A 21,837-nucleotide genomic window follows, 5' to 3' on the forward strand; every position below is an offset into this window, starting at 1 on the left:
AAACCCGAAACTTTATAGTTTCGGGTTTTTTTTGATAAAAAATTATTGCCTTTTACATTTATAAATTTACTCTTTTACAGATTTAAAAGTATAATGTAAGTATGTGTAAGCATCTCTAGGTATAATAGTAATCCACTTTTTGTATTTTAAATACCATTTAAAACGTATAGAATTTACGCCTTTTAATAAATAAGCAGCTATAAAAGGATGCAAGTGTAATTGTATCTTTTTATTTTTTGGATTAGAAATAAATTTTTCTAAATCTGCTTCAATTTTGTCTAATAAGACAATTGGCGCTTCTACTTCTCCATTTTTATTTGGATTGGTTTCGGTAGTTTTTATACTTAACTCTGGTCTTACCCTTTGTCTTGTAATTTGTACCAAACCAAATTTACTTGGAGGTAATATTTTATGCTTTGTTCTATCCAAAGCCATCTGTTCTTTCAAATGCTGATACAATTTATTTCTGTTTTCAGCCTTGTGCATATCAATAAAATCAACAACAATAATACCTCCCATATCACGCAATTGCAATTGGCGAGCTATTTCAGTAGCTGAAATTAAATTTACTTCTAATGCAGTGTCTTCTTGAGAACCTGCTTTATTAGAACGGTTTCCGCTATTAACATCAATAACATGTAAGGCTTCTGTATGCTCTATAACTAAATAGGCACCTTTGCTCATGGAAACAGTTTTTCCAAACGATGTTTTAATTTGTCTTTCTATTCCGTATTTTTCAAAAATCGGAGTTTCAGATCTGTGTAGTTTTACAATGTTTTCCTTTTCAGGATAAATTTCTTGTAAATACTCTTTAATTTCTACTTTCAGTGTTTCATCATTTGTTACAATATTTGTAAAAGAATCGTTCATAACATCTCTTAAAATTGAAGATGCTCTGTTTAATTCACTCAATATTTTTGTTGGAGTGTTTGTGTTTGCAATTCGTTTGCACATTGTTTTCCAACGTTCTAATGAGTTTTGCAAATCTTTATCTAACTCTGCTACTTTTTTGCCTTCGGCAACAGTTCTTAGAATTACACCAAAACCCTTAGGTTTAATGCTTTTTGCTAATCTTTTTAAGCGTTCTTTTTCTTTTGGGTCTTCTATTTTTTGTGAAACAGAAACTCTGTTTGAAAAAGGAACTAAAACTAAAAATCTACCAGCTATAGAAAGTTCGGAACTTAATCTTGGCCCTTTTGTAGAAATTGGTTCTTTTACAATTTGTACCAACAGGTTTTGTCCTGTTTTTAATACTTTGTTAATACTACCGTCTTTGTTAATGTCTTCCTCAAATCGGAAGTTTTTTAAAGTGAACTCTTTATACTTACCTGTGCTTACTTTCTTAATGAATGTATTTAATGAATTTACTTGCGCACCCAAATCATGGTAATGTAAAAACCCATCTTTTGGGTAACCTACATTTACGAATGCTGCGTTTAAACCTGTTAACACTTTTCCTATTTTGGCTAAAAAAATATCGCCAACAGAAAATTTATTACCAGTTGTTTCATTATTTAATTCAATAAGTTTTCCATCTCTTAATAAGGCAAAATCAATATCAGATGAATTTGAACGAATTATTAATTCTGTTTTCATACTGAAAATGGTTTTAACACTGCACTTAATTGTGCAGATGGATTAATTTTGATCAGGTATTTTGTAATACCGTGAGAAGATTTACAGCCTTACACTGCTTGCAAACCTTCAAATGTCAATGAACTTTTGTGATTGGTTTTTCTTTTCGCTAAACAATAAACGAAAAAGTAAGCGAATGCTTACTTTTTCTTGTGTCTATTTGCTCTAGCTCTTTTCTTTCTTTTGTGTGTAGAGATTTTTGCTCTCTTTCTTTTTTTACCACTTGGCATAATGCTTGTTGTTTTAAAAACCTAAAAGGTTTTGATTAATGTATTGTTACTTAACAGCTACTTTACTTTTTACACCTTCTGTAAAAGTTTTTGCTGGTTTAAAAGCTGGAATATTATGAGCTGGAATCTTAATAGTTGTATTTTTAGAAATATTTCTACCAGTTTTTTCTGCTCTTGTTTTGATAATGAAACTACCAAAACCTCTTAAATAAACGTTATCGCCATTTTCTAATGCATCTTTAACTTCAGTCATAAATGCTTCAACAGTTGCTAAAACATCTGTTTTTTCGATTCCTGATTTATCTGAAATTTTTGATACGATATCTGCTTTCGTCATGATTCTATTTTTACTATATTTTTATTAATTTACTTTCAAAAATGCGGATGCAAATATATGACAATTAATCAATTCCAAAAAGATTAAGACTTAAATTTATGTGAATTTTAAAATGTAGTTTTGTAATTCTATTTTTTTATGATGAAATTTTATAACAAACTAATATACTGGTATTTAAAAAACAAACGTACACTTCCTTGGCGTGAAACCCAAAACCCATATTTTATTTGGTTGAGCGAAATTATGCTTCAACAAACAAGAGTTGCCCAAGGTTTGTCTTATTATTTAAAATTTACAACCACTTTTCCGACAGTTTTTGACCTCGCAAAAGCAGACGAAAGTACCGTTTTAAAAATGTGGCAAGGTTTGGGGTATTATTCTCGTGCAAGAAACCTTCATTATAGCGCAAAATACATTGTAAATGAACTTAATGGTGTTTTCCCATCAACCTATAAAGAAATTATAAAACTAAAAGGTGTTGGTGATTATACAGCTTCTGCAATTGCTTCTATTTGTTTTAATGAACCTACTGCAGTTGTAGATGGAAATGTTTATAGAGTACTTTCTCGGTATTTTGGAATTTACACAGCAATTAACTCAACTGAAGGAATTAAGGAATTTAAAACCTTAGCACAATCTTTAATTGACAAAAAACAACCAGGAACTTACAACCAAGCAATAATGGATTTTGGTGCAACACAATGCAAACCTCAAAATCCTTTGTGTGAATCGTGTCCTTTTAATGATAGCTGTGTTGCTTTTGAAAAAAATCTTGTTAAAGAACTGCCTGTAAAAGAAAAAAAAATAAAAGTTCGTAAACGATATTTTAATTATTTGGTTATTAAAACAGAAGACCAGAAAACCATTTTATCTGAAAGAAAAGGGAAAGGAATTTGGCAAGGTTTATACCAATTTCCGCTAATTGAGAGTGACAAAAGCATCAATCAAAAAGAAATAGTTAATTCAGAAAAATTTATTGATTTATTTCCTAACGAAACAACAATTTCACTTTACAATAAAAAAGAAATTATACATAAACTATCTCATCAACATTTGTATACTAGTTTTTGGATTGTTGAAACAAAATCACTTAAAAAGGCAACTATTTCTTGGAATAAAATTAAACAATTTCCAGTTCCAGTTTTAGTTGCCAACTTTTTGGAAGAATTTCAACCTAAAAATTAATGATATTTTAGTACATTTGATTATAATTTTACAAACTTTTAAGTTTGTCACCTCGAGCGCAGTCGAGAGGTTGAATTTAGGTCTCGACTGCGCTCGACCTGACAAAATATTAAGCTATGGCAGGTACAATTAACAAAGTAATTTTGATTGGAAATTTGGGTGATGACGTGAAAATGCATTATTTTGATGATCAAAATTGTGTGGGACGTTTCCCAATTGCAACTTCAGAAAGTTATACCAGTAAACAAACTGGAGAAAAAGTAACCAATACAGATTGGCACAATATTGTTGTAAGAAATGGTTTGGCTAAAGTTTGTGAAAAATATTTATCTAAAGGTGATAAAGTATATGTAGAGGGGAAATTAAAAAACAGACAGTGGGAACAAGATGGCGTAAAACGCTATTCTACAGAAGTACAGGTTACTGAAATGACAATGTTAACTACAAAAAAGAATTCTGAAAGTAACAATTATCCACCTCAACAAAACGTAGCAAAACCTTCTGAAACAAAATCAATTGCTCCAGAAGAAAATGACGATTTACCTTTTTAACATTAAAAAAAATTAAAATTGGATCCAGATCCCCAATTATTATTTTACGTTTTAGCTTCTATTGATTTCATTATTTCTTTAAATGGAATTGCACTTCTTTTATTGCTTTTAAGTTCTGCACTTGTTTCTGGTACAGAAGTTGCTTTTTTCTCGCTATCTCAAACAGATCTTAATGAACTTTCTAAAAACGGAAAAGAACAAAATATTGTTGTTACTTTATTAGAAAGACCCAGAAAATTATTAGCAACCATATTAATTACAAATAATTTTATAAATATTTTAATTGTATTACTATTTGCATCTTTAGCAGATACACTCTTTGGAAACTTCAACTATTCATTAAACTTAGGTTTTTTTGAAGTATCTGTTCGTTTTTTCATAGAAATAATTTTAGTAACCTTCTTAATTTTATTATTTGGTGAGGTTTTACCAAAAGTATATGCTTCTAGAAACGCATTACGTTTCTCTAAAGCAATGTCTAAATTTATTCATGTTATAAATTTTATTTTAACCCCATTTACAATGCCATTAATTAGTTTAACAAAATGGATTGAAAAGAAGCTGGGTAGTAAAGGAAGTAATTTTTCGGTAGAAACATTATCACAAGCATTAGAATTAACCTCACAAGGAGCAACCACAAAAGACGAACAAAAAATTTTACAAGGAATCGTAAATTTTGGAAATACAGAAACCGTACAAATTATGAAACCTCGAATTGATATTTTTGCACTTTCAGACGAGGAACCTTATGATGTAGTTTTAGAAAAAATTCTAGAAAATGGGTATTCTAGAAATCCTGTTTATCATGAAAATATAGACAATATTGTGGGCGTTTTGTACGCCAAAGATTTGTTGGCACACCTTTATAAAAAGTCTTTCGAATGGCAAAATTTGGTAAGAGAACCGTTTTTTGTACCAGAAAACAAAAAATTAGACGACTTGTTAGGTGATTTTAGAGCCATTAAAAACCACTTAGCCATTGTTGTTGATGAGTATGGAGGCACAAGTGGTTTAGTTACCTTAGATGATGTTATAGAGGAAATCGTTGGTGATATTAATGATGAATTTGATGATGAAGATTTAGCCTACTCTAAAATAGATGAAAACAATTATATTTTTGAAGGAAAAACTACCATTAAAGATTTTTGTAAAGTTTTAGACGATGAAGATGAAGCCATTTTTGAAGAAGAAAAAGGCGAAAGCGAAACTTTGGCAGGTTTTATATTAGAAATTTCTGGAAAATTTCCAAGAAGAGGAGAAAAAATAAAGTTTAAGAACTATACGTTTACTATTGAAGCGTTAGATAGAAAACGTATTAAACAAGTAAAAGCAACCAGAAATGCGTAACTTTTTTTCAGTCCTTTTTGTATTCATTTTTATTTCTTGTAAAAATGATGTTTTACCAAAACCAAAAGCCTATTTAAGCTTAACATATCCAGCAAAAAAATATAAAAAAATAACTCTTGAAAGACCTTATACTTTTCAAGTTTTAAAAAATACTGATGTAATTGACGAGCCAAATAATTGGCTAAAAATTAAATACCCAAATTTAAAAGCTTCCTTAGATATTACATACAGACCCGTAAATAACAATATAAAAGAATTATTAACAGAGGCTGAAAAATTAGTTTTTAAACACGCTGTAAAAGCAGAACAAATTATTCCTAAAGATTTTGTGAACAGTAAGAAAAAGGTTTTTGGAAGCATGTATGAAATTACCGGAAATGCAGCTTCACAATTACAATTTCATGTTACAGATAGCACAAAAAACTTCATAAAAGGGTCTTTATATTTTTATGCAAAACCAAATTACGATTCTATTTTACCTGCTGTTGCCTACATTAAAGAAGATATTTTTCAACTTATAGAAAGTTTGGAATGGAGGAAGTAACTTTTTAACTTCAAGTAAAAATACCTGTTTTACTAAACAGAAAATAAAACGCTAGAAATTTTCTATGATTTTTAAGTTATTTGGTAGTCTAACCAAACTTAATAATTATGAAAAAAAGATTTATTAATACTACAATTTTAGCAATATCATTTTGCTTATTTTATTCGTGTAATACAAAGGAAAAAGTAATATTAATTCCAGAATATACAATTTCTATAGACTCTATTTCTAACTCAAATGCACCTGCTTTACAATCTTTTTCTCACGGAATTTCAGGTGATAATTGGTTACTTTTTGCAGGAAGAACAAATAAAAAAGCAGACGATGGTGGCTTGCATGATATGAGAAAAAATAGTGACTATGCAGAAGAATCTTTTCCTCCAACTTCTTTTAACGAAAGTATTTATGTGTATAATCCATCTACAAATGCAGTACCTGAAAGTATTACAATTAATGAAATGATAGCTGCTGTAGCAGAAAACTTCGCATCTTATAACTTAGAGACACTCACAAAATATACTACTGTTTTTAGAAACACAAATGCATTGGTAAAACAAGTTGAAGACTATTTATTTATTGTTGGTGGTTTTGGTCCACTAGATTTTGAAAACCCTAAAAACGGATATACAACTTACAATCAAGTTGCTCGAATTCACATTCCATCTATGATTCATTTAGTAAAAAAAGAATATGCTAAAGTTGTAGAATCAGAACTATTTGCGTTTACTGAAAATGAAAACCTAATTAGTACTGGAGGAGAATTGCATTATATTGGAGGAAGTGAGATTAACAATGGTACTTTTTATTTAGTTGGAGGTCATAATTTTGGAAAAAGTGCTCCATTGTTTTCTAATGGTCAAAAATATGTTGATGCAGTGTATCCTTTTTCTGTTGCTAATGCTGCAGAACCATCATCTTTAAGTGTTACTGTAAATGCTCCAATTTCTGATATTAGTGACCCAAAAGGAGTTTCTTCTGATGATAACTCAATTTTTAGAAGAAGAGATGGCCCAATTACGCCTTCTTTATATTACAATACTTTAAATCAAGAATTAGAAGAAAGTATTGCAATTTATGCTGGAGTTTTTAAACCTGGTGAAGATTTACAAGCCTGGAATGACGCTATTTACGTGCATCCAAATTGGGCAAATAGTAACAATAAATTATATACTTATGACAAAGCATATAACCAAAAAAACTTAAATGTATACTCTGCTCCAAATATAGTAGCTTATGATGCTTCTACTAAAATTTTACATACTTTTTTATTAGGAGGAATTGGAGATGGAAACACAAGTAAAGAAGTGCGTTTATCTGGATTTACAAACACAGGAACACATATTAAGTTATTTGTAGAAAGCAATCCGTTAACAAGTACAAATAGTACTTTTAGTCAAAACTTATTTGCAAATAATAATACCAATTCGAAACCTTTTTATGGTGCAGAAGCCATTTTCTTTCCATCTAATAATTTTCAAAGCACATCAGTATCTCCAGATATTTTAGACACAAATACCGTTTTTGGAGAAACAAAAACAAGTGTAGAAATTGGATACGTTTTTGGTGGCATAGAGGCTTTTGCTTCACATCCAGGAACTTATGGTGTAACAAAATCTAGAGCTTCTAACAAAGTTTGGAAAGTAACTTTAACCAAAAAGTTTTAATTGATAAGAGATTTAGAAAAAGAGGTTTAATTAATTTTAGACCTCTTTTATATAATCTCCATTTTCTTTAATAAAAAAGAAGCATTCATATTTTTACAAATTCCGTTTTTTAATGTATAATCAAAATGCAACTCATTATTAATAATTTCTGCATCGAAAAAATAATTTTTTATGTCTTTAAATTCATTTTCTAACTCACATAAACTTACATCATGTGTTGCAATGATTCCTGTAGATTTAGATTTTGACAGTTTTTCAACGAATTTTTTAGAGCCAACTGCCTTGTCTTTACTATTCGTTCCTTTTAAAATTTCATCTAAAATGATAAAGTAATCTTCATTTTCAATTTCATCAACAATAAATTTTAAACGCTTTAATTCTGAATAAAAATACGATTCATCTTCTGTTAAAGAATCTGAAGTTCGCATACTAGTAATCAGTTTTATAGGATGATATTGAAAACTTTTTGCACAAACTGGCAAACCACAATTTGCCATCACAATAGATAAAGAAACCGTTCTTAAAAATGTACTTTTTCCAGCCATATTTGCACCTGTAACAATAAAAAACTCTTCTTTATTGATGTTGAAGTCATTATCAACTCTTTTTTCTGAATTCAATAAAGGATGCCCTAAATTGGTAGCTCTAATCACTTTTTTTTCTGAAGTAATTTCAGGAAAAATAAATTTTGGATGATTGAATACAAAATTTGCCAACGAATTTTGAGCATCAAAAAAAGTAACCACTTCAAACCAATTTTCGACTGTGTGTTTGTAGGTTGAAATCCATTTTTCGACTTTACAAACATTGTAAATTTCTGTCAAAAACAACCCATTTCCAAAAACTGCGATAATAACATTGTTTCTCTGATCGAAAGTATCTAAAATTCTGGCAAATTCTTTAAAAATAGCAGAGGCTTTTTTGTTTTCTGAATTGATAATTTGTTGTTTCTCTTTTAATATTTTTGAAGTAAATACTTCTTTCTCAATTTCATTTAATAAATAATGATATTGCGTAAATGTGTCTCTTGCTTTACTTGCTTCTGTATATAAATGATTTATTTTTAGCACAAATCTGCCCGTAATAAAAAGTCCTATAAAAAACCAAATAACAATAAAAGTGAAAGAAATTTGCCTAAAGGAAACCAACCCAATTAACACCAAAGAAACAATTGTAAAAATAATTTGGAGTGTTTTAAAAAATTTTGGAAAGACAGTTTTGTAATTAGAAATCCAACTAACAATTACGTTTGAAGTAGTATTTACAGAAACCAAACTTGCCAAAGCAGAAAAATGTTGACGCCATTTTATTTTGCCAGAAAGTTCTTTTAAAGTTTCTTGTTTCTCTAAAATAGTAGCTGTACTGTTTTCTGTTAAGTAGTTTGCTAAAACTACTTTTCCGTCTTTTGTTTTTGTTCTATTTATATATTGAAAGAAAGAACCATTTCCAAATAAATCGATATCATTGCTATAAAAATGTGTAGGATTTATAAATGCTGAACCTGTTTCCAAATGATGAAAATGGCTATTTAAAACTTCAACTTCAACAGTATTAATTTTAATTTTTTCTGCAAGAATATTTCTTTTTCTTTTAAGATTTACATGTTTTACAACTAAGAAACTAAATAATAAAAAACCTAAAAAAGCGATGATTAAAACATCTGGATATTTTCCGAAAGTTAAATAGACTAAAAAACAAGTCGCTAAAAAAAAAGCAAATCTAAATACACTTAAATTGGCTGATTTCTTTTTAAGCGCATTGGCTTTTGTTTCTAATTCGGATTTATGATTTATGTAAAATTCTACTGGGTTTTTCATGTATTTTATTTGTAACTCGAAATTCCTCCAGTTAAATTCAACACTTCTAAATCTGGATATTTATTTTTTAATTTTACAGTGGCTCTGTAACTGTTAAAACCACGCTGACAAACCATTACATAGGTTTTACTTTTATCAACCGTAATTTTATCTGCATCGAAACTATTAATATGAATTGTTTGTTGCACATCAAAAGGGAGTTTTAAATTGTTTAAAACTGCAATAATTTCGAGATTTCTCGACTCCGCTCGAAATGACAGACGTTTTTTTAACTCTTCTGGAGCTATTTGCCAATCAGGATTCTGACCAGCACATGCTGCATCAATATAGGTTTGCACTTTAAAAATTTTTGCAATTTTATCTTTCAAAAAAGTAGGTTTTAACTTCATTTTTAACTCAGTGTTTTGCAAGGTATTATATATACGAAGTTGATTTGTTAATGGTTTTCCAATGCTTGTAACCAATTTTAAAACTTCATTTACTTGTTGCATTGCAATCATGCCTACAATTGCATTTAACGTTCCAGCTTCTTCGCAATTAGGAATGTCTGTTGCCATTTCTGGAAACGCATCTCTTAAATTTGCGGAATAACTTCCGTCTTTTTGCAAGACGTTAAAAGTTGCCACATAGCCATCAAATTTATACAGAGAACCATAAACTAATGGTTTGTTTTTAACAACACAAGCATCGTTTAACAAGTATTTTGTTGGTAGGGAATCTGTTCCATCTACAATAACGTCTACTTTTTCAATCATCTCAAAAACAGTTGACTTTGTAATTGGGTTGTTAGAAAAAGTTACTTCTGTAAAAGGTGCTCTTTTTTTAATAAATGCAGATAAAATTGCTGCTTTTGGTTGATCTACATCTTCTAAAGTATAAAAAACTTGTCTGTGAAGATTGGTTACATCCACAGTATCGAAATCTACTAAATGCAATTTTCCAATACCACTTGATGCTAAATACACTGCAATTGGACTTCCTAAACCTCCACAACCAACCACCAAAACAGATGCGTTTTGTAGTTTTTCTTGCCCAATTTTTCCAATTTCTTGTAAAGTTATTTGACGTTTGAAAAGTTCGTTTTTTGTTAGTTTCATTATTATGCTGAACTTGTTTCAGTATTTTTTTTATACTACATACAGTTTGTCACCCTGAAAGGGTCTTACCAATGAGTGAGCAACAAAGCGTTGAGATTCCTTCGGAATGACAAACTGTGTTGGAATTTTTAGTTTTTTATAGTTGATTCTTTATCAAAATTATATTGATAATTTTTTTAATTATTCAAATATAAAAGTATTTCGTTCGTGTTTTGAATAGATAATTGTTTAAAATTTGGCTTATGATAATTATTAGTAATTGTATCTTTTATAACTATATAATTAAAAAATGAAATTGAATCTCTTTTTATTCCACCTAAAGCTGGTCCAATAAGTTTTTTATCTAATTTGTGACAAGAAGCACAAAGAATTTTGAATAATTTTCTCCCTTCTTTTTGGTTTTCGTCTAAAGTATTTCCACAAATACTTATAAAATCTGGTGTTCCACAAACCATAGTTTCTTCTTCAAATCTATTAGAAGATATAAAAACAGCAACTGCAATTATAAAAATCATAAAGAATGAAACTTTTATCCTGTTTTTATTATCCATTTATCTCCTTTTTAGCCATCTCAAACTCTTCAGGAGTGTTTACATTTCTAATAAAAGAGTCATCAATTTCTACAATTTCCACGTCAGAATTAATTAGCATTTTACGCGGACAAGAATAACCTTGTGCTAAATATTGTAATAAAATTGCATATGCTTTTGGTTCGTAAATGGTAATTAAAGGCTCTACAAACTCTTTGTTTTTTCCTTTAATTGCTGTAGCAACTTTACTCGGATTTCTATGTTTTAGTAATTGCTGAATAACTTTGTCATTTACAAAAGGAACATCTGTTGCCAAAACCAACCAAGCTGAATTTGGGTCTTTTTGAAATGCAGAACAAATTCCTCCAAAAGGGCCAAGGTTTAGAAAAACATCTGGAATTTCGTTAGTAAATTGAGACTTCTCGACTGCGCTCGAAGAAACAGAAGATTCATTCTGAACAGAATAATACGTTTCAAAATTATTGTTTTCTAATAATTCTTTAGCGTGTTCTTTTTGAGGTTTTCCAAAATAATTCAATTCAGATTTATCTGTACCCATTCTGGTGCTTTTCCCACCAACTAAAACAAGTCCTTTTATCGGAGCAATTTTCTCTTGGATGAGATTATTGATATGATTTGCGATTTTATCAACTTCATCAATTGTATAACAAAGTTTATTTTTTATGTTTGGAAATTTCTCCACTAAAAAGTTGAAAAATTCCGTTTCTTTTTTCAACTTAACAATAAACTGAATGTTGTCTAATTGCTCCAATCTTTTGAATACGGAAGCTTTTTTTGCTTCGTCTAAAATTAGAATTTGTTTCGCCCCTTGATAATGGTTTCCATTGATAAAAACATAATCGTATTTAGTAAACTGTAAACGTTGTTCAAATTTATTTACGTTTCCAGAAGTTGTTATTTGTAAATTCCCTTCATGATGAAAAGTATATTCAGACAATTTATTTTCTTGAACATCTTTTGCGTGGGAAGCATCAAAATACGCCAATTTATAGTTTGATAATTTTTCTGAAACCTTATGAACCAAATCTGAAATTATCCCACAATTTGTTCCTAAAATAGCGATTTCGTTTGGAGCGAAATTATCATTATTTCTTCTTTCTATATTTGTATGTTTTTTGTGTTTTTTCAAAATTTTATCCTTTTTCACAATATCTATTCAAGCGCAGCCGAGAACTAATTATAACCTCTCGACTGCGCTCGAGGAGACATTCTAATTTTTAATATCCGATTTTCCTCCAGTTTTTTCTACCAACTTTACTTCCTTAATCACCATTTTTTGACTGATGCTTTTACACATATCATAAATAGTTAAACAAGTAATATTTGCACCAGTTAGAGCTTCCATTTCTACACCAGTTTTCCCTGTAATCGTAACTTCACAAAGCACTTCTATGTTTTCTGAATCGATAATTTTAATATCAATATCTACTCCATTAATTAACAATGGATGACACATAGGTATTAGTTCTGAAGTCTTTTTAACACCCTGAATTCCTGCAATAATTGCAGTCTGAAAAACAGGGCCTTTTTTGGTTGATAATTCATTATCAGAAAAATTAGAAATCACTTCTTTTCCTAAAAACATGGTTGCTTTTGCAAGTGCAGTTCTTTTGGTAATTTTCTTATCAAAAACATTTACCATTTTTGGATTTCCTTTTTTGTTTATGTGTGTGAAATTTTTCATTTTAAATAATGGTTATTTTTAGCCGAAGATTTAATTATCTTTCTTAACTCAACAACAATATTAACTTTAGTCTTTTCACAAACTTCAACTTTGAATTCTGCTTCTGAATTAAATTTTAAACGATGTTTATATACAATTTCTTTAATTTGATTCATATCAAATACTTCTCCATTAATAGATACAATACTATCACAATCAACAACAAATTTTAAAACTTTATTTTGATTGTTACAACTAAATAATATTAATAATAAAAAACAAAATATTCTTTTCATATACTTATTACCTATATCTAATTACAGGAAAAACTTCTCCACTTTTAAACTCATTTTTATCATTTGGTAGTTGAATAAAAGCATCTGCATTTACCAAACTAGCTAAATCTCCAGAACCATTTCCTGTAATTGGAATTGCCACTAAATGTCCGAATTTGTAGCTTAATTTTACTTGTAAAAAATAAGTTAAGCTCGGTTTAAAAACAAAATCTTCTGCTAAAATTGCGGTTTCTTCTTCAACTTCTACTCCAACTGATTTATAATACCAAGAATAAAAATACGCCAAACAATTTACAAATGTAGAAATTGGGTTTCCAGGAAATCCAAACACAATTGTCTTTTTATTATTCTTATTTCCTTTTTCATTCTGATAAACATCCTGTTCACTAATACTTAAAGAAGCTGTGCTTCCGAACCAAAAAGGTTTTCCAGGTCTTTGTGCAATTTTATGAAATAATTTTTCTACTCCTAATTCCTCAAAAACTTGGGGTAAAAAATCGAATTTACCTTTGCTGACCGCTCCACTAAAAAGCAAAACGTCATATTCCTGTAAATACGCTTCTATTTTTTGTTTTAAAATGGGTTTATCATCTGTAATATGAGCCGTTTCTGAAGGAATATTTAGTTTTTCTAATAGTGAAACCAATGTAAAAACATTACTTCTTCTTATTTGATGTTCTAAAGGAATTTCATCAACACCAACCAATTCATCACCAGTAGAAACTATCATTACTTTTGGTTGTTTTGCAACTTTTACAAACGATTTTCCAACAGTTGCCAAAACACCAATTTCTGCTGCTGATATTTTTGTGTTTTTTTTGATTAATAAATCGCCAATTTTTTCATCTTTTCCCTTCTGATGAACATTTTGGACGTCTTTAATTTTATCAATATTTATAGTTGCGATTCCATTTTTGATGGTCACATCTTCGTAACGAATTACTGTATTTGTATTATTTGGTAAAACTGCACCAGTCATTACTTCAATACAATTTTCTGTATTTTTTAAAGTTATTTGCTTACTTCCTGCTGGCTGAATTCCTTCAATTTTGAAATTTAATGGTCTGTTCGAGCGCAGTCGAGAACTAAATTCTTGGAAATCTATTGCAATTCCATCCATAGAAACTCTATTAAATGGAGGAAAATCTCTATCTGCTAGAATATCTTCTTTTAAAACTCTACCTACAGATTTTATAAACGGAATTTCTTCAATTCCGAAATTTTGAGTTGAATTTAAAATTATGTTTTTTGCTTCTTTTACTGAAATCATATTAATTCCAACCTTTAAATAAAGTTATAAAGCCTAAAATAATTAAAATTATTCCACCTAAAATTCCTTTTAAAGTAGTTGAATTGTCCCATAAATTATCTTTCTTACTGTGTAATTTTATTGCAAAAAACAAAACTACAACTCCAATTATAAAACAAACCAAGCTATAAATCATCTATAAATGTTGAATAAAATCCATTCGTTTCCCTAAAATTCTGATTACTAAGATTTCATTATTTCCATCGAAAACATAGAAAATGACGTGTGCTTTATATCTGTAAAAAAGTAAATCTTTAGCAAACATAGAAGCATCTCTTGCTAATTCAGGTCTTTCTGATAATTCTTCTAAAAAAAGTTCTAACGATGCAACATATTCTTTTGCTGAATATAAACCAAAAGTTACAATCCCAAATTTATAAATACCAACAACATCATTTGAGGATGCACCAGATAATTTATAGTTGCCCATTATCTACTTCTCTCATTAAATCAGATATTTTTTTTGTACTTACACCACTATTAAAACCAATATCAATGGCGTTTTTTAATTCTAATAATTTAAAATTTTCAGATTGATCTTTTCTTACCAAATCTCTAATATATTCGCTGTCATTGGTAAAATCTCCTTTTTCAATTTGAAGTCGAATCCACTCGTTTTGCTTTTCTGTAAATGTAATAGATTTTCTAACTGTTTCCATAATGAATCATTTTGATGCAATATAGTAATTATTTGCATCATATTTAAAGTATATTAAATAAAAACAAACAAACTTTTAGAGTACTTTAAACACAATAGTGTCTCTTCCCTTTGGGAAGATTAAGATGGGCTTTTTTCTACCCTCCAATAGTACTCATACTTTCAGAAGCTCCACCATCTTTTCTATTTGCCTCTGCTATAAAACCATTTTCAGGTTTATTTTTCACCAAACCTAAAAAAAGGTCTTTTAAATCGTCATTAGATGCTCCTTTTCTTATAAAATCTCGAAGATTAAAAACACCATCATCAAATAAACAATTTTTAAAAGTACCTGTGGAAGTGATTCTAATTCGATTACAATCGTTACAAATTGTTCTTGTAAAGGCAGGAATAATTCCAACAGAACCTAAATGATTTTCAATTTTATAATTTCTTGAAGTTGATGATTTTTCAGATTTAATTTCTTGAACGTCAAATTCTGTTTTTATCTCGCTTAAAATCTTTTTAAATGTCCAATTTTCTTGCATATCACGTTGTCCTGTTCCATTGAAAGGCATTTCTTCTATGAAACGTACAGCAACATTTTTATCTTTTGTTAATCTTACAAAATCTACAATTTCGTCTGTATTAAAACCAGATTGTACAACTACGTTTAATTTTAAATTTAAACTACTTTTCTCTAATAATTCAAATGTTTTATAAACTTCAGGAAAAACATCTCTTCTGGTAATTTTAGCGAATTTTTCTCGCTGCAAACTATCAATACTCAAATTGATGTTTTTTACTTTTTTCAGCTTTTCAATTGTTGGAATATGTTGAGAAATCATTGCTCCATTTGTGGTGATATTTATTGCATCTAACAAATCGTTATAAGACAACATTTCTAAAAAACCGACAAAGTCTTTACGAACAAAAGGCTCACCTCCAGTTAAACGCACTTTTGTTACACCTAATTCTGTTAACACACGAATTAAACGATACATTTCTTTAAAAGAAAGTAACTCTTGTTTAGGCACAATATTTATTCCTTGAGCAGGCATACAGTATTGGCAACGCAAATTACACCTATCTGTAACTGCGAGTCTTACATACTCTATTTGTCGTCCAAAACTATCTATTAATTTGCTCATTAAAATGCAACTAAATCTGGTTGTAAAATATTCTTTTTTGCTTCAGCTGAGGTAAATATATCACTTGAATAATGTGTTCTAAGTATCTCTTTAAAATTGTTTTTTAATTGTGGAAACTCCTCAATAAAATTTTTAAAATCATTAGAAACTGATTTATTTATATAATAACTCATAATTTGTATTGAAGCAAAGGTAATTGTAGCATTAAATTTTGTTTCAGCTTTATATTTTATTGCAAAATCATAAAGTTGATTTTTGTACATTTTCAAAGCTATTTCTTTACCATATTTGTTAATATAAATCCAAGCCAACCGCAAATGTGCTTCGTGAGTAAACCACAAAGGTCTAAACGTATTTTTAGAAAACTTATCTTCAAACTCTTCGTTAGAAAGCTTCCAATGTTTTTCCATTAGTTCGGTAGTTTTTTACTTACTAAACCATATAGAAAAGCACCTAAAAGTGCCCCTACTAATAAAATTAAAGCTGGTAAAAATTTAAAACCGAGAATTACAAAAATTGGTGCTGCACAAGCTCCAGAAATTCCCCAGCCTAAACCGAATAATGTTCCTCCTAAGATAGTGTTTATAAATCCTTTTTTCTTTGGTTTTGGAACAATTTTATTTCCATTCATATCTTTTATTTTTTCGCTTTTAAACAATTGCATAATAATTGCTGAAATTAAAACTGCACCTCCAATAATTCCAAACATGTGAAAAGATTGAAAACGGAACATTTCGTAAAAACGATACCAAGAAATTGCTTGGGTTTTACTTAATACGATTGCGAAAAAAATTCCGAGGATTAAAAATTTTATGTTTTTCATTTTGATAATATTTTAAACTTTCAACTAACTTCTCGACTGCGCTCGAAGAGACATTTTTTGAGTATAATTATTTTTTCTTTTACCAATTATTTATTAAAATAAGATTGGAATTATAAACCAAGCAGCAATAATACCGCCGATAAAAAAGCCAATTACCGCTAATAAAGATGGCAATTGCAAACTACTTAAACCTGTTATTGCGTGTCCAGAAGTACAACCACCTGCATAACGTGTTCCAAAACCAATTAAAACACCTGATAAGATTAATATTAAAAATCCTTTAAGAGAAAACACAACTTCTTCACTAAAAATTTCATCAGGAAAATATTGATTTGCAACATTACTAAAGCCTAAATCTGTTAATTCTTGAACTGTTTTTGGGTTTAAATCTATCTTTTGATTCGGAATTAAATATGTTGCTGAAATAAAACCTCCAATAATTAAACCGACTACAAAAAGCAATGCAAAATCACGTTCTTTCCAGTCTTTTTTAAAATAATCTGACACTTTTCCTGCACCTGCCATCGTACATAAGGTTTCAAAATTTGTAGATGCACCAAAGTTTTTTCCAAAATAAAAATAAAGAAAAAGTGATAGTGCAATTAATGGCCCACCAACAAACCAAGGCCAAGGTTGTAAAATAAAATCCATAGTTTATAAATTTGTATTAGTTCTCGACTGCGCTCGAACAGACATTCTAAATATTATTTTTTATATAATTTATAATTAATTTTGTTGCTCCTAAATTATCTTCAATATATTTTTTGTTGATAATTCCTGTTAGATTTCTAAAACTAATATCTTCTTTTAAATTGATTAAAGTTGAAGTAAATTCTTCTTGATTTTTTACAGAAATACAACCACCAATCTTCACTAGATCTGTTGCTTCTTTAAATTTTTGGTATTTATTTCCAATCACAACTGGAATACCAAAAGTTGCTGGTTCTAGTATATTATGTAAGCCCGTTTTTAAACCTCCTCCAACATATGCAACATTTGCAGCTGCGTATATTTTGGTTAAAATACCAATAGTATCTATTATAAAAACTTGATATTGTTTTAAACTTTCACCTTCTTTTTCAGAAAATAAAACTGTTTTTTTATTGATTGATTTTTGAAGTTCTAAAATTGCATCTGCTTTAATATTGTGTGGTGCAAAAATAAATTTCTCATCTTCTGAAGCTGACTTATTTATGTAATTCACTAATAATTCTTCATCTTCTTTCCAAGTACTTCCTGCAACAATTGTGTATGTGTCGTTTTTAAATTGGTTGATAAATTCTAATGAGTTGTCTTGTTCTAATATTTTTGAAACTCTATCAAAACGAGTATCTCCAGCAACAGTAACATTTTTAAAATTGATGGAATTTAGTAATTTTTCAGAATTTACATCTTGCACAAAAAAGTGATGGAATGCCTCCAAAGATTTTCGCATAAATCCGCCATAACTCTTAAAAAATAATTGCTTCTCTCTTAAAATTCCAGAAACTAAAATAGTATGAACTTTCTTGTTTTTTAATTCATTTAAGAGATTTGGCCAGAACTCATATTTTACAAAAACTACCAGTTCTAAATTTAATTCTTTTACAAATTTTCTTGCGTTCGATTTCGAATCTATTGGTAAATAGCAAACAACATCTGCTAAATTGTAGTTTTTTCTAATTTCATACCCTGAAGGTGAAAAAAAAGTAACTAAAATCTTATATTTTTTAGCTTTCTTTTTTAGTTCTTCAATAATGGGTCTTGCTTGTTCAAATTCCCCTAAAGAGGCTGCATGAAACCAAATAACTTTCTCATTTTTTAAGGCTTCAATTTTTGAAAAAGTTTCTTTTCTACCTTCAACAAAAAGTTTAATTTTCTTATTGAAGATGCTCACTATTGGCAACAATAGTGAAACTAAAAAAACTGTAAAGTCATACAAGAATTTCATCTTGTAAAAGTACAAAATAGATGTTAGTCTATTCCTTAAAAAAAGCACATAAAAAAAGCCATCTTTTAAAGATGGCTTTCTTTTATTGTAATTAGAAGCTTATGTAAAACATTAACATTCCCCCGAAAAAAATGTTTTACAATTTGCTTGCATGATGTAAATGTATAATTAAAAAAGTTCTTTTTGAGAAAAATGTTCTAAACTATATAAATAATGTTCTAAAAATAAGTTTGTTACACTAAATTTAGTCTTTTTACAATGGCTTCTCTGTATTTTTTTCCTATTGGAAGTTCTTCATTGTTAATTTTCACAAACGTATGGTTTATTTGCTCTAAGTATTTTGTATTAATAATATAACCTCTATGAATACGAACAAATTTATCGTTTAATCTTTGTAAAATATCATTTAAGCTTGTTCTTACAACGTGTTTCGTGCCATTTTTCAAGATCATTTCAATATAAACATGTGCACTTTTCATGTAAAGAATTTCATCAAAACTTATTTTTATATAAAAACCTTTTTCTTTGATGAATATAGAATCTTTAATTATTAAATTTTCATCACTCATATGTCCAATTTTCATTGAAAAATTATGCAATGCAATTTCTATGGAACTATACAACTCTTCTTTAGAAAAGGGTTTTATTAAATATGCTGGAGGCATTACTTCTTTTGCTTGATTTACCGTAAAAGCATCCGAATTTGAAGTAAGAAATATAAATGGGAAATTGTATTTTTCTTTAATTTTTTTTGCAATATCTATACCTGTTTTTTTTCCAGAAAGCTGAATATCTAATATGGCAATATCTGGTTTTTCTGATTCTATGGTAGCTAAAGCTTCAGTGTAATTTATTGCTGGCTCAGTAGTTTCATAACCTAAATCGTTTAACGTGTCACAAATATTATCTGCAATAATAAGCTCATCTTCAACTACTAAAATTTTTATTTTACTCATTAATTTACAATTTGTGCTAATTTAATTATTAAAGAGTAAAAAATCAAAAAATCAAAAAAATGTTCTGAATGCAACTTTTGCAAAAGTAGAATATTAGTTTATTAGTTGTCTTGTATTAAAATCTTTGAATGAAATTTCAAACTTTGCCCCATTTTTATTTGTTTGGTTTAAAGAGCCTTGTAATTGTTTTACCAATCTGTTTATGAGACGTAAACCTAAACTTTTTGCTTTTTTGATATCAAAATCATTAGATAATCCTGGTCCATTGTCTTCAATTACTAGTTGGTAATCATTATCTTTATTTTTATTAATAGCAATAGAAAGTTTGTTATTCTTATTGTTTCTAAAAGCATATTTATAAGAGTTTGTAATAATTTCATTAATAATTAAACCTAATGGAATTGCAGTATCTACATCAAAACTCATGTTTTCTGAAGAAATGGAAGTTTCTACCTGATTATCAGCACCATACATTACACTTAATTCTTTAACCAATAGTTGAATATATTCGTCAAAATTAACCAAACCTGTTTCGTTTTGATACAATTTTTGATGTATCAATGCCATTGATTTTATTCTGTTTTTACCTTCATTCGCAAGTTCTTTTGCTTTTTCGTCTTCAATTCCTCTACTTTGTAACTCTAGTAAGCTTGATACAATTTGAAAATTATTTTTTACTCTATGGTGTACTTCTTTAACCAAAAGTTCTTTTTCTTTTAGAGTTTGTTTTATAATTTTATTTTTTTGTGACAGCTCTTTAGATTGTTTTCTTATTTTTCGCAAAACTAAAAGAGCTATCAATAATAATACAATTGCTAAAACAGCTATGATTGCATATAATGATGTTTTTTCTTTTTCGTAAGCAATTTCCTGTTCTTTCACTTTTACTGCTTGTTCTGTCTTATAGTCTGCTAAAGAATTGGACAAATCTTCAGAATAAATTTTTCGTGTAAGAAATAATGCTTTGTCTTTATACCTTATTGCTTCTTGATAATATTCATTTTTTTCTAGTGCGTGAGCTCCTTCATTTAGAATATGAAAAAAATCATTCGGATTTAAATCTTTTCCTAATACTTCAATTTTCTTAACAAATTCAACAACATTACTGACTTCAAATTTATTTAAGATTTCTTGTTTTAAAGGAGAATTGTTATCTAATCTCGAAATAAGTTTTGCGTATAATGAGTAAGTTTGAATTTTTGTAGATTCATTCAAATACAATTTATCCAACAGTTCTGTAACCCTTTTATTATTATCTCCTTTGTAAATGTAAGCGTCTATTAAATGTTGAATTATACTAAAATAATAAGGTGAATGTTCAGGTAACTCGTTTTCTAATTGTAAACTTTTTTCACTTACATCTATATATTCTTGTAGTTTACCTTCGATAATAAGAAAATCTGTTAAATGATATAAAAATACAATTTGAAGTTTTTTATCACCAAGTTTTTCTGCCTTTTCCAAGCTTTCCAAACATAACTTTTTACCATTTTTAACATCTTGCTGAATTTGGTACATTACAATTGGGTGTGTTGTAATTCTAATTTTTTCTTTTTGCACATCAACATTAGAAGCATCAAAACTATTTACATAGTTTTCTAAATCTTTCTGAAGTTGAGATGCTTTCTCTAAACTTACCTCATCTCTTAGCTTAGAAACATGCGTCCATTGTAAAAAAACATAATCTGAATTAATTTTTTTTCTATTCTCAGGTTCTTGTAAATTTTCATTTAAATAGTTAGACACTTTTTCAAATCTTACAGATTGCCTATTACTAACTTGCGTAAAAAACTTATACTGCTCTGCATAACTAAGGCTTTTGCCATTAACAATTTTTTCAAGGAGAGCTGTATAATTATTTTCTGAAACCTTGTTTAAATATATTGAAGCAGAGTCTAGTTTTTTATCAAGAATTAACTCTTCTATTTTATGTATGCTATCAATTTTATTTTCTTGGGAAAAAATAGTGATACTAAAAACAAAAATTATAATCTGTAATAAAGGTTTCATGATTTTTTTTATTTGGAGTTAAAATTACATAAACAATTCATAAGATTAAATAATAATGTTCTAAAAACAAAAACGCTCAAACAATATATTGTTTGAGCGTTTAA

At 28.6% G+C, this 21,837-nt stretch carries 24 protein-coding genes; 5 read left to right on the forward strand and 19 right to left on the reverse strand.

Annotation, left to right across the window (positions count from 1 at the left end; translation table 11 throughout):
- Positions 1-66 precede the first annotated feature (66 nt).
- Together FDT66_RS02960 and FDT66_RS02965 are read right to left on the reverse strand one after the other, a co-directional pair.
- On the reverse strand, positions 67-1,596 hold the full coding sequence (locus FDT66_RS02960) for an Rne/Rng family ribonuclease (RefSeq protein WP_138534650.1): 1,530 nt from the start codon (positions 1,594-1,596) through the stop codon (positions 67-69).
- 315 nt (positions 1,597-1,911) lie between these two features.
- Positions 1,912-2,202, reverse strand: a complete 291-nt coding sequence (locus tag FDT66_RS02965; RefSeq protein WP_087521132.1) for an HU family DNA-binding protein — start codon at positions 2,200-2,202, stop codon at positions 1,912-1,914.
- A gap of 141 nt (positions 2,203-2,343) precedes the next feature.
- On the opposite strand from FDT66_RS02965, the gene mutY reads away from it, so the two are divergent.
- The 5 genes from mutY (at position 2,344) to FDT66_RS02990 (ending at position 7,493) form a co-directional block, all read left to right on the forward strand.
- Entirely contained in the window at positions 2,344-3,387 is a 1,044-nt protein-coding gene (mutY, locus tag FDT66_RS02970) for an A/G-specific adenine glycosylase (RefSeq protein ID WP_138534715.1), read from the forward strand.
- A gap of 116 nt (positions 3,388-3,503) precedes the next feature.
- Complete coding sequence (locus FDT66_RS02975; RefSeq protein WP_138534651.1) at positions 3,504-3,938, forward strand: single-stranded DNA-binding protein; 435 nt, start codon at positions 3,504-3,506, stop codon at positions 3,936-3,938.
- Between the two features lie 18 nt (positions 3,939-3,956).
- Positions 3,957-5,285 carry a gliding motility-associated protein GldE gene (locus FDT66_RS02980; RefSeq protein WP_138534652.1) on the forward strand — a complete coding sequence of 443 codons (1,329 nt, stop codon included), beginning with the start codon at positions 3,957-3,959 and terminating at the stop codon, positions 5,283-5,285.
- A complete protein-coding gene (gene gldD, locus FDT66_RS02985) occupies positions 5,278-5,829 on the forward strand; it encodes a gliding motility lipoprotein GldD (RefSeq protein ID WP_138534653.1) in 552 nt (183 codons plus the stop codon). The genes FDT66_RS02980 and gldD overlap by 8 nt, the downstream gene beginning before the upstream one ends.
- Positions 5,830-5,936: 107 nt before the next feature.
- Entirely contained in the window at positions 5,937-7,493 is a 1,557-nt protein-coding gene (locus FDT66_RS02990; protein WP_138534654.1) for a hypothetical protein, read from the forward strand.
- A 47-nt stretch (positions 7,494-7,540) separates the two neighbouring features.
- Here FDT66_RS02990 and FDT66_RS02995 read toward each other — a convergent pair whose 3' ends face one another.
- The 17 genes from FDT66_RS02995 to FDT66_RS03070 all read right to left on the reverse strand — a co-directional run bounded on the left by FDT66_RS02995 (position 7,541) and on the right by FDT66_RS03070 (position 21,733).
- Entirely contained in the window at positions 7,541-9,310 is a 1,770-nt protein-coding gene (locus tag FDT66_RS02995; protein WP_138534655.1) for a MutS-related protein, read from the reverse strand.
- A gap of 5 nt (positions 9,311-9,315) precedes the next feature.
- Positions 9,316-10,407: a HesA/MoeB/ThiF family protein gene (locus tag FDT66_RS03000; protein ID WP_138534656.1), complete on the reverse strand. Its 1,092-nt coding sequence runs from the start codon at positions 10,405-10,407 to the stop codon at positions 9,316-9,318.
- Between the two features lie 176 nt (positions 10,408-10,583).
- Positions 10,584-10,958 (reverse strand): c-type cytochrome, encoded by a 375-nt coding sequence (locus FDT66_RS13970; protein ID WP_171032280.1) that lies wholly within the window; start codon positions 10,956-10,958, stop codon positions 10,584-10,586.
- Positions 10,951-12,087, reverse strand: coding sequence for an NTP transferase domain-containing protein (locus tag FDT66_RS03010; RefSeq protein ID WP_138534657.1), 1,137 nt, complete (start codon positions 12,085-12,087; stop codon positions 10,951-10,953). Before FDT66_RS03010 ends, FDT66_RS13970 begins: the two co-directional genes overlap by 8 nt.
- Before the next feature lie 81 nt (positions 12,088-12,168).
- The gene (moaC, locus tag FDT66_RS03015) at positions 12,169-12,642 is read right to left on the reverse strand and encodes a cyclic pyranopterin monophosphate synthase MoaC (RefSeq protein ID WP_138534658.1); all 474 of its coding nucleotides are present in this window, start codon (positions 12,640-12,642) and stop codon (positions 12,169-12,171) included.
- On the reverse strand, positions 12,639-12,917 hold the full coding sequence (locus tag FDT66_RS03020) for a hypothetical protein (protein WP_138534659.1): 279 nt from the start codon (positions 12,915-12,917) through the stop codon (positions 12,639-12,641). The genes moaC and FDT66_RS03020 overlap by 4 nt, the downstream gene beginning before the upstream one ends.
- Positions 12,918-12,924: 7 nt before the next feature.
- On the reverse strand, positions 12,925-14,187 hold the full coding sequence (locus FDT66_RS03025; protein WP_138534660.1) for a molybdopterin molybdotransferase MoeA: 1,263 nt from the start codon (positions 14,185-14,187) through the stop codon (positions 12,925-12,927).
- Between the two features lies 1 nt (position 14,188).
- Positions 14,189-14,362 (reverse strand): hypothetical protein, encoded by a 174-nt coding sequence (locus tag FDT66_RS13975; protein ID WP_171032298.1) that lies wholly within the window; start codon positions 14,360-14,362, stop codon positions 14,189-14,191.
- On the reverse strand, positions 14,363-14,656 hold the full coding sequence (locus tag FDT66_RS03030; RefSeq protein ID WP_138534661.1) for a type II toxin-antitoxin system RelE/ParE family toxin: 294 nt from the start codon (positions 14,654-14,656) through the stop codon (positions 14,363-14,365).
- Positions 14,643-14,885 carry a type II toxin-antitoxin system ParD family antitoxin gene (locus FDT66_RS03035; protein ID WP_138534662.1) on the reverse strand — a complete coding sequence of 81 codons (243 nt, stop codon included), beginning with the start codon at positions 14,883-14,885 and terminating at the stop codon, positions 14,643-14,645. The genes FDT66_RS03030 and FDT66_RS03035 overlap by 14 nt, the downstream gene beginning before the upstream one ends.
- Positions 14,886-15,021: 136 nt before the next feature.
- Complete coding sequence (moaA, locus tag FDT66_RS03040) at positions 15,022-16,014, reverse strand: GTP 3',8-cyclase MoaA (protein ID WP_138534663.1); 993 nt, start codon at positions 16,012-16,014, stop codon at positions 15,022-15,024.
- Positions 16,014-16,424, reverse strand: coding sequence for a hypothetical protein (locus FDT66_RS03045; RefSeq protein ID WP_138534664.1), 411 nt, complete (start codon positions 16,422-16,424; stop codon positions 16,014-16,016). Before FDT66_RS03045 ends, moaA begins: the two co-directional genes overlap by 1 nt.
- Positions 16,424-16,837, reverse strand: a complete 414-nt coding sequence (locus tag FDT66_RS03050; RefSeq protein WP_138534665.1) for a YeeE/YedE thiosulfate transporter family protein — start codon at positions 16,835-16,837, stop codon at positions 16,424-16,426. The genes FDT66_RS03045 and FDT66_RS03050 overlap by 1 nt, the downstream gene beginning before the upstream one ends.
- A gap of 93 nt (positions 16,838-16,930) precedes the next feature.
- Entirely contained in the window at positions 16,931-17,488 is a 558-nt protein-coding gene (locus FDT66_RS03055; protein ID WP_138534666.1) for a YeeE/YedE family protein, read from the reverse strand.
- Positions 17,489-17,534: 46 nt separating this feature from the next.
- Complete coding sequence (locus FDT66_RS03060) at positions 17,535-18,767, reverse strand: 3-deoxy-D-manno-octulosonic acid transferase (protein ID WP_138534667.1); 1,233 nt, start codon at positions 18,765-18,767, stop codon at positions 17,535-17,537.
- Between the two features lie 233 nt (positions 18,768-19,000).
- On the reverse strand, positions 19,001-19,723 hold the full coding sequence (locus FDT66_RS03065) for a LytR/AlgR family response regulator transcription factor (protein WP_138534668.1): 723 nt from the start codon (positions 19,721-19,723) through the stop codon (positions 19,001-19,003).
- Positions 19,724-19,816: 93 nt separating this feature from the next.
- Positions 19,817-21,733 carry a sensor histidine kinase gene (locus FDT66_RS03070; protein WP_138534669.1) on the reverse strand — a complete coding sequence of 639 codons (1,917 nt, stop codon included), beginning with the start codon at positions 21,731-21,733 and terminating at the stop codon, positions 19,817-19,819.
- Positions 21,734-21,837 lie beyond the last annotated feature (104 nt).

The organism is Polaribacter aestuariivivens, assembly GCF_005885675.1.
In the GTDB taxonomy this organism is placed as follows: Bacteria; Bacteroidota; Bacteroidia; order Flavobacteriales; family Flavobacteriaceae; genus Polaribacter; species Polaribacter aestuariivivens.